Consider the following 13961-nt stretch of genomic DNA (forward strand, 5'->3'; position numbering starts at 1 on the left):
ATCGCTGACCTTGTGAACGAGAATATACGACAAGTCTGTGACGACGCCTAAGCGCGTGCCCATAACCCGTCCTGTCCGATCGCCAAGCTGAAACTCAATCAGTTGCGCGGCCTGATCGGCGATGGCGCTGCCAACCCCTATGGCTGGCGAAGAGCTTTCGGCTTCGATATAGTGAACATCGCGTCGCGCTCCTGATAGCGAGACGCGACCATTGCCGGCGCATAGTCAGCCTTAACACGTTTTGATGAACCTTGGCATGATGGACGGCCAAATGCGCTTCGACCTCCTCTCGCGATATCTTGGGGCGCGGTCGTTCAGGGCCTCGTGAACCTTGACCTTAAACCAGGCCTCATAGGCGGAGGTGTCAACTGTCAGGCCGGCGGGCAGGGCGCTATCATGGGCTATGCGGGTTAGCAGAATCCGCACGGCGCCCGACACTGTCAGCCCCATCTTTTCAAGGACGTCACCGGCGCGTATTTTAATGTCGGGCTCGACGCGGGTCTGTACGGTTACGGGTGCTATGGTGAACCTCATGAGCGGCTCTTGTATCGAAGTGCAATTGCATCACGATCGCCAGCTTCTATTTCGGCTCCAGCAGGTCCCAAAGGTTGCCGAATTTATCGCGGAACACGGCCACCGTGCCATAGGTTTCGTGGCGCGGGGTTTCGGTAAAGACTGCGCCCGCCGCGCCGAAGCGCTCATGGTCGCGGGCAAAATCGTCGGTGAACAGGATAAGGAAGACGCGTCCGCCGGCCTGATTGCCTATGGCGGCGCGCTGACCCTCGTTCGACGCCTTGCCCAGCAGCAGGCGCGTCTCGCTCGAACCCTTTGGGGCAATCAGCACCCAGCGCTTGCCACCGCCCAGGTCGGTATCCTCGATCAGGTCAAAGCCTAGTCCGGTGCAGTAATGGGTGATGGCCTCATCATAGTCCGGCACGACGAGGGTGACACCGGCGATGTGGCTCATCTTAAGTCGCGCTCCCGTATCCAAAAGCCGCTACTCCCCTTTTCGCGGGGCGCTCATCGGCTCGATTTCTTGACCAGAAACATCGCAGCGTCGGCTTCGGCGATCCATTCTTCGGCCGAGGCCTGCCCTTCGTAAGCGCGCACACCGAATGAACCGCCGACGTGCAGGTACTGGCCCTGATATTCAAAAGCGGTGATATTCAGTTCAGCTTCAAGTTTCTGCGCCTTTGTCCGGGCGACGGAGACGTCGGCGTGACGAAGCAGGATGGCGAATTCGTCGCCGCCCAGCCGCCCGACCGAGTCGCCTTCGCGCACATTGGCGTTGAGCCGTTCGGCAATGTGGATCAGCGCCTTGTCACCGGCGGCGTGGCCGTAGGTGTCGTTGATGGCCTTGAAACCATCCAAATCGAGATAGATCAGGCAGGCCGGATCGCCATAGCGGCGACCGTCGCCCATGGCGCGACCCAGATCCCGCAGGAAGGCGCGGCGGTTAAGCGTCGGCGTCAGCACATCGTGATCGGCGTGGTGCTCAGCCAGCGCCACCTGCTCGGTCAGGGCCTTGATATCGGCCTTCAGACGGATGTTTTCGCGGATCAGGCTGTCGATCAGGGTACGCGCCGCCAGTGGCCACTCATCCCCCGTCTGGGGCTCCGGTGCTGGAGGTGTCGGGGCGGGTGTTGCGACGGGGCGGGGGACGCCGCCAAACTGGCTTTGCAACAGGGCCTGCATCGAAGCCGTTAATCCGCCCGCGGGCAAGGCGGAGGACTCGGGGTCGGCAGAGGCTGAGGGCGGCAAGGCGGTCATGGGTCCAAGATTAGCGGCGTTTGGGACGCGAAGCGAGTGCTATTTGCACAGACGCCTCTTGCAGGCCGGGGCCTAATCCTATAGTTCGCGGCCTTTCAGCTTTCGGAGGTGGGCATGACCGCGTCGAAACCCAGAGTCGCCATCATTATGGGCTCGCGCTCGGACTGGCCGGTGATGAAAAAGGCCGCCGAGGCGCTGGACGGGCTTGGCGTGACCTATGAGGCCCGCGTCGTCTCCGCCCACCGCACGCCGGAGCGCATGGTCGAATTCGCCAAATCCGCCAAGGCTGAGGGTTTTCAAGTCATTATCGCCGGTGCCGGTGGGGCGGCCCATCTGCCGGGCATGACGGCGTCGCTGACGCCGCTGCCGGTGCTGGGCGTGCCGGTGCCGGTGCGTGACGGGCTGAAAGGCCTCGATTCGCTGCTGTCGATCGTGCAGATGCCGGGCGGTGTGCCCGTTGGTACGCTGGCGGTCGGGGAAGCGGGTGCGAAGAATGCCGGGCTTCTGGCGGCACAGATTCTGGCCCTGTCCGATCCCGAACTCGCGACGCGCGTCGAGGCCCTGCGTCAGGGGCAGACCGACGGCGTGCCCGATAGCGTTGAGGATTAAGTCTTTGAAACCGCTGCCTTTGGGGTCAAAAATCGGGATTTTGGGCGATGGTCAGCTGGGGCGTATGCTGTCGCAGGCGGCGTCACGGTTGGGCTTCAAGGTGGTGGTCTATGGGCCCGACGCCGAATCGCCGGCGGCCAGCGTCTCAGCGGTGTCCAAGGTGGCGCGATATACGGATGAAACGGCGCTCGACCGCTTTGCCGCGGCGTCGGACGTGATTACGTTTGAGTTTGAAAACGTGCCCGTCGCTTCGCTCGACTATCTGGTGTCCAAAGGCGCGAAGGTCACCCCCAATGCGCGGGCGCTGGGCATCACACAGGACCGTATCCTCGAAAAGCGCTTTGCCCGCAGTGTCGGCATAAACACCGTCGATTTTTATGAGATCAACAGCCTGGATGACCTCGGAAAGGCGATTGCGGCCAATGGCTTGCCAGCGCTTCTGAAGACGCGCCGCGAAGGCTATGACGGCAAGGGGCAGGTGTGGATTCGCGCCGCCGAGGAGGCGAAAGTCGCCTTCGACAGTCTCAATGGCCGCCCGGCGATTCTGGAGGCGAAGGCCGATTTTCTGCGCGAAGTCTCGGTGATTGCGGCACGCGGTTATGACGGTACGGTGAAGACCTATCCGGTCGGGGAAAACCACCACGTCAGCGGCATCCTTTCAACGACCCTGGCCCCGGCGGTGGTGTCGGACACATTGAAAATACGCGCTGAGACAATCGCGAAGAAAGTGCTGGAAGGCCTTGATTATGTAGGCGTTCTGGGCGTCGAGCTGTTTGTGCTCGAAGGCGACGAACTGATCCTCAACGAGATCGCGCCGCGCGTGCACAATACCGGCCATTGGACGCAGGACGGCTGCCTGTGTGATCAGTTCGAGCAGCATATCCGCGCCGTGGCTGGCTGGCCGCTGGGCGATACGACGGCCCGTTTTCAGGTCGAAATGACCAATCTTTTGGGGCCGGATGTGCTGGCCTGGGAAGCTCTGTCGCAGGAGCCGGACTCACGGCTCTATGTCTACGGCAAGGATGATCCGCGTCCGGGCCGTAAGATGGGCCATATCAACCGCTTGAAGGCGATGCTTTAGGTATCTTAGCCACGAAAAGCACGAAAACACACAGGCTGTACACACGGCGCGCAGTGCCGGGCGCTTCTTTCGCTCACCCCTGCAGGATGCCCTTCGGGAGAGAATTGAGTCGCATCTTTTTGGGATTTTCGTGTTTTTAGTGGCTAAGTCTTAAGCCGCTACCCCAAAGCGCAGTTTGCCCAGAAATGACACGGCCCCAAGCAGTGCGTCTTCGGGCTTCAAAGGCAGCTTGGCCTTGAATTTTTCAAACGCCATCACCTGCTCGATATTGCGCGCGATCTGTTCGTGCTGGGCCTCAGCCCCTTGCGTCAGGCGCGTCATAAGGCCCGTGGCCAGAATGCCGGATACGATGGCGCGTTTGGAATAGTGGTTTTCGTCCAAAGCCTTATCGCCCGCTTTGCGCCACACAAGGTCAGCCGACCCCCACAACAGGCGGCGGTACAGCCCTAGATGCTGCGGTAGGCACAGGTGCCCGATCAGGCGATGCGTGGCGCGTTCATCCCCGCAGGCGGCGTCGATGCGGCGGTTGAGCAGGAAGCCAATGCGTTCACGCACCTTCATAGCAGACAGTTGCGCGTCAATTTCATCACCCGCAAGCGCCGCATCCCCCTGACGCCAGAGTATCGCGGCGATGTCCGACGGCCCGTTGGGGCAGATCAGCTCGACTTCAGCGGGGCTGAGGCCGATTCGCGTCCCGGCGACGCGCACAGTGACGCGGGTCAGGCCCAGATCGGGCATCAGGGCCGCACAGGTCATGGCCAGCGACTGTTCCAATTCGGTAAGGGCATTTTCGGACATGGCCGCAGAATAGGCCCAAGCCCGCCCCGCGCCAAGACCAAATCGCGCCTGCGTCAATAGGCAACAACCTGATAAAATGTTTAATCCGGCGTTTTTCAAAGGCGGTGCGGCTTGAATTGGGCGCGGGCATGATGTAATGGCTTCGCCCACACGCCCGCAGACCACGGTTTGCGGGCAGCTTGTTTTCACCCTCCGCCCTTTTACGGCCCGAACTTCAAAAGGGCGAGGCGGTCCGTCACAAGGCTTTACGGCCCGACGGAACAGACAGAATGGAGAGATACCTCTGGTACAGATCTTTGTCCGCGACAACAACGTCGATCAGGCCCTGAAGGCTCTGAAGAAGAAGATGCAACGTGAAGGCTCCTTCCGCGAAATGAAGCGTCACGTCCACTACGAAAAGCCCTCTGAAAAGCGCGCTCGCCAGCAGGCCGAAGCCGTGCGCCGCGCCCGCAAGCTGGCTCGCAAGCGTCTGCAACGCGAAGGCGGTGCGACCACGGGCCGCTCGAAGTAAGCCTTACGGACACGATCCGATCTCTAGAAAGCGTCGAAGCCTCAGCTTCGGCGCTTTTTGATTTTTCTTTTTGCATTGCAAAAGGGCGAGCCTGCGGCAATGAATAGTGGCATGTGGGGTAAGTCGATGAAACACCAGAAAGACACGCAGCCGAACGAGGCGCTGATTGCCATTCGCACCATCGCCATGCCGGCGGACACCAATCCGGCGGGCGACATTTTCGGGGGCTGGCTGATGTCCCAGATGGACCTGGCCGCCGGAAACGTCGCCGCGCGCCGCGCTGTGGGCCGTGCCGCCACCATAGCGGTCGAAGGTATGACCTTTCATACGCCGGTGCGCGTGGGCGACGAAGTCTCGGTCTATGCAGAACTGATCTCGACCGGGCGTACCTCGATGAAGATCCACGTTCAGGCGTGGCGGCGTTCACGCGACTCCGACGTGCGTATCAAGGTGACCGATGCCGACTTCACCTTTGTTGCCATCGATGAAAATGGCAATTCGCGCCCGCTGCCCCTGCCTTGAACGGTATAACTATTTCCAAGCCTGTCGTAACAGTGTCTTGATAAAGACATTGACCAAAGCCATGCGCCTTGTCATTTTCTCCGCCAGTCAGGGAGGCAGAAATGGCCAAGGCATCGGTAACGGACCGGCTTGTCACGTGGTTTACCGTGTGGGACGAGGACAAGACGCGCAGCGTGCTCAATATCACGCTGGCGGTGCTGACGGGTCTTCTGTTCGGGATGGTGCTTGATACCATCCTGCGTCAGGTCGGCAATTACATGTTCCCGCCGCCGCCGACCTTCGATATGGCCAGCCCCGAAGATATCGCCAAGCTGCTCGATACGGTGCCGGCGGATGCCTATATCATCAAGATCATCTCTTGGGCGCTGGGCACCTTCGGTGGCGGCTATTTGGCCGTGCGTATGGCTAGGGTTGGGGGCTTTCCTGCGTGGATAACCGGCGTGCTTCTGGTGGCTAGCTACATGATCCATATGAGCTTCATCCCGCATCCCACTTGGGTGGTGCTGATCTGCTTGCCGCTGTGCGCCGTGTCGGCCTTCGCCGCGGGTCTGCTGGGCAACTACATGCTGATCCGCCAGACGCGCGGCTAAAACAGGAGCCCGTCCCTATTTCGGCTTGGCGTCGATCCTGAGCAGCGTGGGGGCCTTGTCCAGCGTGACGCGCGCCGCCACACCTTGCGCTGCAGGTTGAAACACCGGATGCCCGTCCTTAGTCTTCGGCAGGGCCACGCCCTTGCCATCGGCGCCGATGGCCTGGCCGCCCGCGGCCCCCACAAAGACGATACGGTCAAGATTGGGCACCGCAAGGCTCATCACACCGGCGGCCTTTTTAGCCCCAGCGCGTGCCTGCTCGACGGCCTTCCTGAGATCAGGGGCGGCGTAGGCGGCCGCAGGCGGCAAGGCGGCGGCGATCAGCAGGGTCAGGCCGATCTTGCTTCCATCTGGACGCGTGACGGTCACCGGGGCCTTGGCTTTCAGCGCCGCGACAGGGGGCAGGGGTGTCAGGGTGTTGTCTGCGGCCACGTTGAGCGGCGTCTCGCCATTATGCTTAAGCACTAGCCGGATATCCGACAGCTTGGCCCCAGTCACGGCCAGCTTGTAAGCCAGTCGAAAATGCGTGCGCTCGGCGGTCGGCAGGTTCAGGTAGTTGAGCAGAAACGGGAAGATGTCCGTGCACGGCACGTCCTTGGTTTCGGCCCGCGCCGCTGAGGCACCCACGACCGTCAGCGCCGCCGCCGATCCCACGAATCCCCGTCGATTGAAAACAGTCATGAACCACCCTGCAAATAAGACGATCCCGAACTGTGGTTCGGGATCGCGGCAAAATCACGGCTATCTGAAAATCTATTTGGCGCGGTCGTCAATGCCTATCCGCGAGGGCGTGGCATCAAAGCTGACGCTGACCGCGCCGGTGTAGTCCGTGGGCACCAGATAGGGGGTGCCAGCCGGATAGGCATCGTCAACGGCGGATTTCGGCAGCACCTTCTGGCTGCCATCGGCCATCGTCACGCGCGCATTGCCGGAGCCGACAAAATACAGCCGGTCGAGCTTGGGTTGCGTTAAGGCCAGCACACCGCCGACCTTGCGCATCACGCTGTTGCTCTGCGTCACCGCCGTGGCCAGCGGCGCGACTGTCATGGTTTTGGCCGGGGTTTCGGTGGCATAGACGCGCACGCGCATCGACACACCCTTTTCCGGCCCATTCACCACCACCGTAGCCCCGCCGCGCAACTGCGCCAGCGTCGGCAGGGGCGTGATGCGCCCGTCACCGTCGATGTTAAGCTTCTGGCTCTGGCCATTGTGCCTGAGCACGATACTGGCGCCTTGCGTACCGCCCTTGATCTTCAGAATATAGGCGACGGTGATCTCATCGCGCTCCGAGGTCGGCAGGGCGAGGAATTTCGACAGAAAGGGAAAGGCCTGATCCGCAGAGATTTCGCGCTGGGTCTGCTGCGCCACGGCGCTCAGGGGGATCAGCCCGGCGGCGGCCGGCGTCAGGCACAAGGCAGCAGCCAGCAGGGCAGGCTTGGCGACTTTGACAAACATAGGCAGGTCCATCTTTCTGTTCTTTCCCTCGTTCTAGCCTATGCCTTTTACAAAATTAAGGCTGAACCGAGGATGAAGAGATCAGAAAGGCATCAGGACGAGAGGTGGCGCGCCGTCATCAGCCCGAATGCGGTAGCAATAATCTCACGCAGCACGTCCACATCCACCTCGCTTAGGCGCTTGATATAGAGGCAGCCACCGCCGGTGGTATGCTTTCCGAGGCGGGCGAGGTGATCGGCCTGTTCCGAAGCGCTGGCCAGCACGTAGAGGGTCAGGGCGGCGCTGCGCACGGCAAAGGCGCTGAGCGGCCATTGCACCGTCGTGTTGCCGCTGAGATAGGTGTAGCGGCCAAAGCCGATCAGGGACGTCCCCCACACGACCGGGGGTTCGCCCGTTACTTCGGCAAACAGGCGAAGCAGGGTTTGGGCGTCGGCGCGCATCTTTTCCGGCGCTTTCGCGTCCAGAAAGGCCACGGGGTCCGCATCGGTGGGCTGGGTCTTGGGTTCGGCCATGACCTGTCACTGTGGGGGAAACACGGGTTTGTCAAGAAAACGGCAAAGAGTCCGTCAGGGGCTGCACTTCGGCAGGGTGCCCCCAGCGCGGTGGCAGGCCGTTGAGGCCGCGCACCCAGTCCTCGACCATGGCCGCCTGCTGCTCATAGCCGTAGTCTGTGAAGGCTTTACCGGCGGTAAGGCGATAGCGATAGCACCCGCGTTCGCGCCACAGATAGCGCCACACGGTCAGGCCGTTGGCGTACTGCCACACGTGCGTCAGCTCGTGCGCCAGCAGGGCCAGAACCTCCGGACGGGCCGAAAGGTCGGTGGGCAGGTCGGGCCAAAAAATCCTGCGTCCGCGCACCACGATCAGCGGCCCGCGTCCGACCGTCTGAGACAGCCACGACAGAGGATGCGCCCGCCCGATCAGCCGCACGGCCTCGACCGGCACGGCGGCGACCAGTCCCTCGGGCAGGGCGGCGATTTCGGACGGGGTGAGGGGGCGTTGCATCGCCTCTATGTAGGCTGGGCGAGGCGATCGGGAAAGGGCGGTTGACGCCCGACGCGACCCTGCCTATCCAAAACGCAAGGAGAAGCCCCATGTCATCCGTTGTCACTTCGCCCATCGTCTTTACGGGTCGCGTCTGCGATGCCGAAGCGCGGGTATGGATTGCCGCCCTGTCTGCGGCCCTGCCGGACACGCCCGTCGTGCCGTTGAGTGACGCCGATCCGCAGGCGGTGGAGGTGGCGGTGGTGGCAAATCCCGACCCGGCGCTATTGCATACCCTCCCGCGCCTGAAATGGGTGCATAGCGTCTGGGCCGGGGTCGAGCGGCTGGTGGCCGAGCTGCCGGCGGACCTGCCTATTGTGCGGCTGGTCGATCCGGAACTGAGCCGCGTGATGGGAGAGGCGGTATTGGCTTGGACGCTCTACCTTCAGCGCGACATGCCGGCCTACGCGCGTCAGCAGGCGGCGCGCCAGTGGCATCAGCGGCCCTACCGTGCGCCTTCCGAGATGACGGTCGGAGTACTGGGGCTGGGCCATATGGGGCGGACGGCGGTGGCGCGGTTGCGGGAGGCGGGGTTTCGCGTTCTCGGCTGGAGCCGTACGCTGAAAACTGCCGATTTTGAGGTGTTTACGGGCATGGACGGGCTCAAATCCGTGATGTCGCGGGCCGATATAGTGATCAGCCTCCTGCCTTCGACGCCGGATACGCGGAGGATTCTGAACACCGAAACCCTGGGATGGCTGCCGCCGGGGGCGGCGCTGATCAATTTCGGACGCGGCGCGGCGCTGGATATCGACGCGCTGTTGCAGGCGCTGGACCACACCCTGTCGCACGCCGTGCTCGATGTGTTTGAGTCTGAACCTTTGGAGGCCGCGTCGCCCCTGTGGAACCATCCGCAGGTGACGGTCCTGCCGCACATCTCCGCTCCAACCAATGTGAACACGGCTGCGCAGGTGGTGGCGGAAAACCTGCGCCTCTGGCGGATGACAGGCCAATTGCCGCCGACGGTTGAGCGCTTGCACGGCTACTGAGTCTGCAATGTCTTGCAAGATACGGTCTCACGTGTAACCTCTCTCAGCTAAAGGCTGGAGGGCATTGGGTTATGAAGCGTCTGGTATTCCTGTTGAGCATAGCGGTCGGTCTGGGGGGGGCGGTTCAGGCGGCACCCAAACCCGATCCGGTGCGCGAAGCCTCCGTGGATCAGCTTCAGTCGGCTATGGCGCGCGGCGAGCTATCTGCAGAGGCCATCACTAGGGCCTCCATCCGTCGGATCGAAGCCTTTGACAAATCGCGTCAACTCAATGCCGTGATCGCGCTCAATCCCGATGCGCTGGCCGAAGCCCGCGCGCTCGATGCAGAGCGTAAGGCGGGCAAGGTGCGAGGGCCCCTGCACGGCATCCCGGTTCTGATCAAGGACAATGTCGAAACCAGGGACGCGATACCGACCACGGCGGGGTCTCTGGCGCTTAAAGACAATGTGACCGGGCGTGACGCGCCGGTGGTGGCGCGGCTGCGGGCCGCCGGGGCGGTCATTCTCGGCAAGACCAACCTGTCGGAATGGGCCAATATCCGCTCGACCCGTTCGATGAGTGGCTGGAGCGCCGTCGGCGGCCTGACCGGTAATGCCTATGATGCGCGCCGTTCAGCCTGTGGCTCCTCTTCGGGCAGCGGTACGGCAGTGGCGTGGAGCTTCGCCGCTCTGGCCGTCGGGACGGAAACCGATGGTTCGGTCGTCTGTCCGTCCGCCATGAATGGACTGGTAGGACTGAAACCTTCCATGGGGCTGATTTCACGCACCCATGTTGTGCCCATCTCGCACAGTCAGGATATTCCGGGACCGATGGGGCGTAGCGTGCGCGACGTGGCTCTGATGCTGTCGGCCATGGCTGGCAGCGACCCGGCCGATCCGGTGACTCAGGAAGCCGATGCCCGCAAGGTGGATTATGCGGCGGGCCTGTCGCCCGATGCTCTGAAAGGGGTGCGTATTGGCGTGCTGCGCGACCGCACCGGCGGGCCGGGCAAGGTCGAAACCGCCTTTAACGCCGCGCTCAAACACCTGGAAGCCGCGGGCGCTGTGCTGGTCGATATTACCGACTCCTCGATCGAGGGGCTGGATGCGGCTGAACTTAATGTGCTTCAGACCGAGCTGAAGGCCGATCTCAACGCCTATCTGGCCACCACGCCATCGACGGTCAAAACGCGCACCCTGTCGGACGTCATCGCCTTCAACAAAACTGAGGTCGTCCGCGAAATGCCTTTCTTCGGGCAGGAGTTCTTCGAGGCCGCAGAAAAAACCAATGGACTAGACGATCCGGCCTATAAGGCTGCCGCCACCCGTGCGAAAAGCTTTGCGCGCAGCCATATAGACGGGCTTCTTAGCGCCTATGGCGTGGCGTTGCTGGTCGCGCCGACCTATGGCCTGCCGTGGCTGTCGGATGAGGTCAATGGCGATCAGTTTTCCGGACCGTCGGCCAGTCAGTGGCCCGCCATGTCAGGTTATCCGCACCTGACCGTGCCGATGGGGCAGGTGCAGGGCCTGCCGTTGGGGATGTCGTTTATCGGTACGCAGTGGTCGGACGCAAAGTTACTGAGTGCCGGTTACGCTTTCGAGCAGGTGGCGAAGGCTCGGGTGGCGCCGAACCAATAACGTAATACGTCTTGAGGTGTTTTTGACGGGGCGCACCTGTGACCGCGCCTTCATCCTTATGCGGTTGGGCGTAGGGTACGCAGAGAAAGCTGTTCTGCCGAGGATAAGATGACCCACCGTATCGTCCCTGCCGCCACCAAGGTGCTGAGCCTTCTTCCCATTGTTCAGACCCTGACGGGTCGCGCCCCTTCGGCAAAACTGATGGCGGCGGCGGGCCTGATCAATACGCCCTATGCACGGCGCGTTGCGCCCGGCCTCAGCGGTCTGATCAGTGTCGGTCTGGCCGTCGTGGCGGTGGTGGGCTTCGTGAAGAACATCCAACACCGCAAGACGACACGGATCAGCGGGAGGCGGAGATGAGCGCCATCTTCGCGGCTGATGCCGCTTTGCGGGCCCGTCGCGTGCTGTGCCTCAGTCTTTGGACGGCGGGGGTGGTGCTGACGGTGGGTAGCGGGGCGGTTGCCGCGCGTATCGCCACTTTCGATGGCACCATGCTGACGCAGGTCGATGATCGCCGGGACCCGCACGCCATTTTCCCTGCTACGGAATCCGTAGAGCGCGATGTGCTGGATGTCCGCCCGACGGTGATGGCAACGCTTACCCGCGCTGGTGTCTGGCCCGCGACTGAGGCCTTACCCTCTCCCGAACACCCCTCTTCTGTGAGCTCTAAAACCTCGGCGGCGGCGGACATGGTCTACGTGTCGCCGGACGCCAGCGATACTGCGGCTCCGGTAGAGGCTACCCGGCCGCGCGCCGTGCCGGGCGTCATAGAATGCACGGATACGTGTTTCGACGCGTCTCAGGTGGCCACAGAGGCTGTCGAAACCGCTGGCGGTGACACCGCCTCCCTGCCGACGGTTACGCCCGAGGCGGCGGCCAAGCCGGAAACGGTGGCGCTCGATGACCTGTTGCCCCGCCGGTGAGCCCGGTCAGCCTATGGACGAGGGTCCGGGGCCGGGTTAGGATGCCCGCTCTGAAAAACAACGAGGAGGGGGCATCGTATGCGGGTGAGAGTCAAAAAGGGGCTTATCAGCCTTGCGGTAATGGCCGCAGTGAGTTTGGGGGCTCAGGCGCACGCCCAGAGCGCCACACCCGCTCAGGGTGATGCCCCGGCGGCTGCGCTCAAGACCTGTATTGCCGGGGCAGTGACGGCGGAAGACGAACGCCTGATCCTGCGCTACGTCTTTTTCATCATGGCACGGCACCCAGACGTCTCGCGCTACGCGACCATTTCCCAGGACGAACGTATCGCCCTTGACCGTGACGTCGGGAGCATGATGACGCGGCTGATGGTCGATCAGTGCGGGGCTGAAATCCGCGCAATCTATAAGACAGGCAATAAAAATGTAATTGAGGCCGCTTTCGGTGAGGCCTTTTCCGGCGTGGGTGAGCGCGGCATGAAGGACCTGATGACGCATCCCGATGTGCAGGTAGCCTCTATGGGTTTCGTCAGCCATATGGATATGAACAAGTTGGTTAAGCTTTTTGTGGTGCAATAGGGTCGGCTTTCATTAACCCCAGTCGTTAACCGGAAACCGCCTCTTAAGATTTGGCGGGGTAAGGTCGGGAGAATCACGAAGTTCTCCGGACCCCGCCTGCATGTTTCAGATAATCGGTATTGTCGTCCTGTTTGCCTGTGTCTTTGGCAGCTACCTGCTGTCGGGCGGCTCGATGGCGCCGATACTGCACTCGCTGGCCTATGAAATGATGGGGATTGGCGGGGCGGCGGTCGCCTCTGTGCTGATCTCCAACGACCTGCACACCATCAAGGGGATGGGCGGCGGCATGGGCAAGGTGTTCGGCGGGGCCAAATGGAAGCCCTCAGATTACCGCGATCTGTTGTCGTTGTTGTTCCAGTTAACCAAGACGATGAAGGCCAAGGGCGTTATCGCGTTGGAAAGTCATATCGAAAAGCCTCAGGAGTCCTCGATCTTTTCCCGCTACCCCAAGATCATGAAGGACCATTTTGCCATCGACTTTATCTGCGACACGCTGCGCATGATGACGATGAACCTCGAAGACCCGCATCAGGTCGAGGACGCGATGGAAAAGCAGCTCGAAAAGCACCATCACGAAGCCATGCACCCCGCCCACGCCATGCAGAGCGTCGCCGACGCTCTGCCGGCGCTGGGTATCGTTATCGCCGTTCTGGGGGTTATCAAGACCATGGGCGCCATCACCGAGCCGCCGGAAGTTCTGGGCGGTATGATCGGCGGCGCACTGGTCGGGACATTTCTGGGCGTTATGTTGGCCTATGGTCTGGTCGGGCCCTTCGCGACGCGCATGAATGGTGTGGTCGAAGAAGAGGCGGCCTTCTATAAAATCATCCAGGCGGTGCTGGTGGCGCACCTGCACGGCAATGCTGCGCAGATTTCGGTGGAAATCGGTCGCGGCAACATCCCGTCAGGCGCGCAGCCGTCCTTCGCGGAAATGGAAGAAGCACTCAATAACATCCCGAACGAGTAGCTTCACCTTAACAGGGGCAAAGAGGGCCCCGGAAAAAGCCGCAATTCTCCCCTCAGGCGTATTTTGGGGGAGAATGGCGGCTTTGTTGCGAGAGGTGATCACATATTTGTGAAAACACCTCTTGCGAGACTCAGCGGTTTTGCGTATGAAGGAGTCGGGCGCAGTTGCTAGGCGCTCTAACGTTAGAATCTAAGGATCTGGATCCATGACCTCTGAAATCGTCCGCAAGGCCCTGCTCGCCGCCGCCGCCGTCGCCGCTCTGTCGGTTGCCGCTTGCTCGAAGCCGGCTGAAGAGCCCGCCGCCACCGAAGAATCCGCTCCGGCTGACGCTTCGGCTGACGCCTCGGCCACTGTCGAAGCTTCGGAAGCCGCTTCGCCGGCCGCCGTCGAAGCTCCGGCTGCTGAAGCTCCGGCTGCTGCTCACTAATCCCCTGCGCCTCACGGCGCTGGATTAGACAAGAGTTTGGAAGAGGTCGTTCCCGGGAACGACCTCTTCTTTTTTGTGCGTGA

At 61.9% G+C, this 13961-nt stretch carries 20 protein-coding genes; 12 read left to right on the forward strand and 8 right to left on the reverse strand.

The features are described from left to right. Window positions 1–231: 231 nt before the first annotated feature. The 3 genes from ASTEX_RS12565 to ASTEX_RS12575 are packed head-to-tail and all read right to left on the reverse strand — an operon-like array spanning window position 232 to window position 1770. A complete protein-coding gene (locus ASTEX_RS12565; RefSeq protein ID WP_065757508.1) occupies window positions 232–534 on the reverse strand; it encodes a type II toxin-antitoxin system RelB/DinJ family antitoxin in 303 nt (100 codons plus the stop codon). Between the two features lie 46 nt (window positions 535–580). Continuing rightward, the gene (locus ASTEX_RS12570) at window positions 581–967 is read right to left on the reverse strand and encodes a VOC family protein (RefSeq protein WP_041659356.1); all 387 of its coding nucleotides are present in this window, start codon (window positions 965–967) and stop codon (window positions 581–583) included. Between the two features lie 53 nt (window positions 968–1020). Beyond that, window positions 1021–1770, reverse strand: a complete 750-nt coding sequence (locus tag ASTEX_RS12575) for a GGDEF domain-containing protein (RefSeq protein ID WP_013480014.1) — start codon at window positions 1768–1770, stop codon at window positions 1021–1023. Between the two features lie 114 nt (window positions 1771–1884). Here ASTEX_RS12575 and purE point away from each other — a divergent pair, with 114 nt between their 5' ends. After that, window positions 1885–2379: a 5-(carboxyamino)imidazole ribonucleotide mutase gene (gene purE, locus ASTEX_RS12580; protein WP_013480015.1), complete on the forward strand. Its 495-nt coding sequence runs from the start codon at window positions 1885–1887 to the stop codon at window positions 2377–2379. A gap of 4 nt (window positions 2380–2383) precedes the next feature. Further along, the gene (locus ASTEX_RS12585) at window positions 2384–3460 is read left to right on the forward strand and encodes a 5-(carboxyamino)imidazole ribonucleotide synthase (RefSeq protein ID WP_013480016.1); all 1077 of its coding nucleotides are present in this window, start codon (window positions 2384–2386) and stop codon (window positions 3458–3460) included. Window positions 3461–3610: 150 nt separating this feature from the next. Here the strand turns inward: ASTEX_RS12585 and ASTEX_RS12590 are convergent, their stop codons facing one another. Next, window positions 3611–4258, reverse strand: coding sequence for a COQ9 family protein (locus ASTEX_RS12590; RefSeq protein ID WP_144004735.1), 648 nt, complete (start codon window positions 4256–4258; stop codon window positions 3611–3613). Window positions 4259–4535: 277 nt separating this feature from the next. Between ASTEX_RS12590 and rpsU the strand changes: the two genes are divergently transcribed. From rpsU to ASTEX_RS12605, 3 genes are all read left to right on the forward strand, one after another. Then, complete coding sequence (gene rpsU, locus ASTEX_RS20340) at window positions 4536–4769, forward strand: 30S ribosomal protein S21 (RefSeq protein WP_041659477.1); 234 nt, start codon at window positions 4536–4538, stop codon at window positions 4767–4769. A 126-nt stretch (window positions 4770–4895) separates the two neighbouring features. Beyond that, window positions 4896–5291, forward strand: coding sequence for an acyl-CoA thioesterase (locus ASTEX_RS12600; protein WP_041659479.1), 396 nt, complete (start codon window positions 4896–4898; stop codon window positions 5289–5291). Window positions 5292–5392: 101 nt separating this feature from the next. Next, the gene (locus ASTEX_RS12605; protein WP_013480020.1) at window positions 5393–5881 is read left to right on the forward strand and encodes a hypothetical protein; all 489 of its coding nucleotides are present in this window, start codon (window positions 5393–5395) and stop codon (window positions 5879–5881) included. Between the two features lie 15 nt (window positions 5882–5896). On the opposite strand, the gene ASTEX_RS12610 is transcribed toward ASTEX_RS12605, so the two are convergent. From ASTEX_RS12610 to ASTEX_RS12625, 4 genes are all read right to left on the reverse strand, one after another. Further along, entirely contained in the window at window positions 5897–6562 is a 666-nt protein-coding gene (locus tag ASTEX_RS12610; RefSeq protein ID WP_013480021.1) for a hypothetical protein, read from the reverse strand. Between the two features lie 72 nt (window positions 6563–6634). Next, window positions 6635–7348, reverse strand: a complete 714-nt coding sequence (locus ASTEX_RS12615; RefSeq protein WP_049781722.1) for a hypothetical protein — start codon at window positions 7346–7348, stop codon at window positions 6635–6637. 80 nt (window positions 7349–7428) lie between these two features. After that, entirely contained in the window at window positions 7429–7848 is a 420-nt protein-coding gene (locus ASTEX_RS12620) for a DUF1801 domain-containing protein (RefSeq protein ID WP_013480023.1), read from the reverse strand. A gap of 31 nt (window positions 7849–7879) precedes the next feature. Further along, complete coding sequence (locus tag ASTEX_RS12625; RefSeq protein WP_013480024.1) at window positions 7880–8341, reverse strand: hypothetical protein; 462 nt, start codon at window positions 8339–8341, stop codon at window positions 7880–7882. Window positions 8342–8430: 89 nt separating this feature from the next. On the opposite strand from ASTEX_RS12625, the gene ASTEX_RS12630 reads away from it, so the two are divergent. From ASTEX_RS12630 to ASTEX_RS12660, 7 genes are all read left to right on the forward strand, one after another. Beyond that, window positions 8431–9369 (forward strand): 2-hydroxyacid dehydrogenase, encoded by a 939-nt coding sequence (locus tag ASTEX_RS12630; RefSeq protein WP_013480025.1) that lies wholly within the window; start codon window positions 8431–8433, stop codon window positions 9367–9369. A 71-nt stretch (window positions 9370–9440) separates the two neighbouring features. After that, window positions 9441–10985, forward strand: coding sequence for an amidase (locus ASTEX_RS12635; protein ID WP_013480026.1), 1545 nt, complete (start codon window positions 9441–9443; stop codon window positions 10983–10985). Between the two features lie 108 nt (window positions 10986–11093). Continuing rightward, window positions 11094–11345, forward strand: a complete 252-nt coding sequence (locus tag ASTEX_RS12640; protein WP_013480027.1) for a hypothetical protein — start codon at window positions 11094–11096, stop codon at window positions 11343–11345. Further along, window positions 11342–11908, forward strand: a complete 567-nt coding sequence (locus tag ASTEX_RS12645; RefSeq protein ID WP_013480028.1) for a hypothetical protein — start codon at window positions 11342–11344, stop codon at window positions 11906–11908. The genes ASTEX_RS12640 and ASTEX_RS12645 overlap by 4 nt, the downstream gene beginning before the upstream one ends. Before the next feature lie 78 nt (window positions 11909–11986). Next, entirely contained in the window at window positions 11987–12484 is a 498-nt protein-coding gene (locus ASTEX_RS12650; RefSeq protein WP_013480029.1) for a hypothetical protein, read from the forward strand. A gap of 100 nt (window positions 12485–12584) precedes the next feature. Continuing rightward, the gene (gene motA, locus ASTEX_RS12655; RefSeq protein WP_013480030.1) at window positions 12585–13451 is read left to right on the forward strand and encodes a flagellar motor stator protein MotA; all 867 of its coding nucleotides are present in this window, start codon (window positions 12585–12587) and stop codon (window positions 13449–13451) included. A 205-nt stretch (window positions 13452–13656) separates the two neighbouring features. After that, on the forward strand, window positions 13657–13878 hold the full coding sequence (locus ASTEX_RS12660) for a hypothetical protein (RefSeq protein WP_013480031.1): 222 nt from the start codon (window positions 13657–13659) through the stop codon (window positions 13876–13878). The last annotated feature ends 83 nt before the right edge of the window (window positions 13879–13961 follow it).

This window comes from Asticcacaulis excentricus CB 48, from assembly GCF_000175215.2.
Classification (GTDB): Bacteria; Pseudomonadota; Alphaproteobacteria; order Caulobacterales; family Caulobacteraceae; genus Asticcacaulis; species Asticcacaulis excentricus.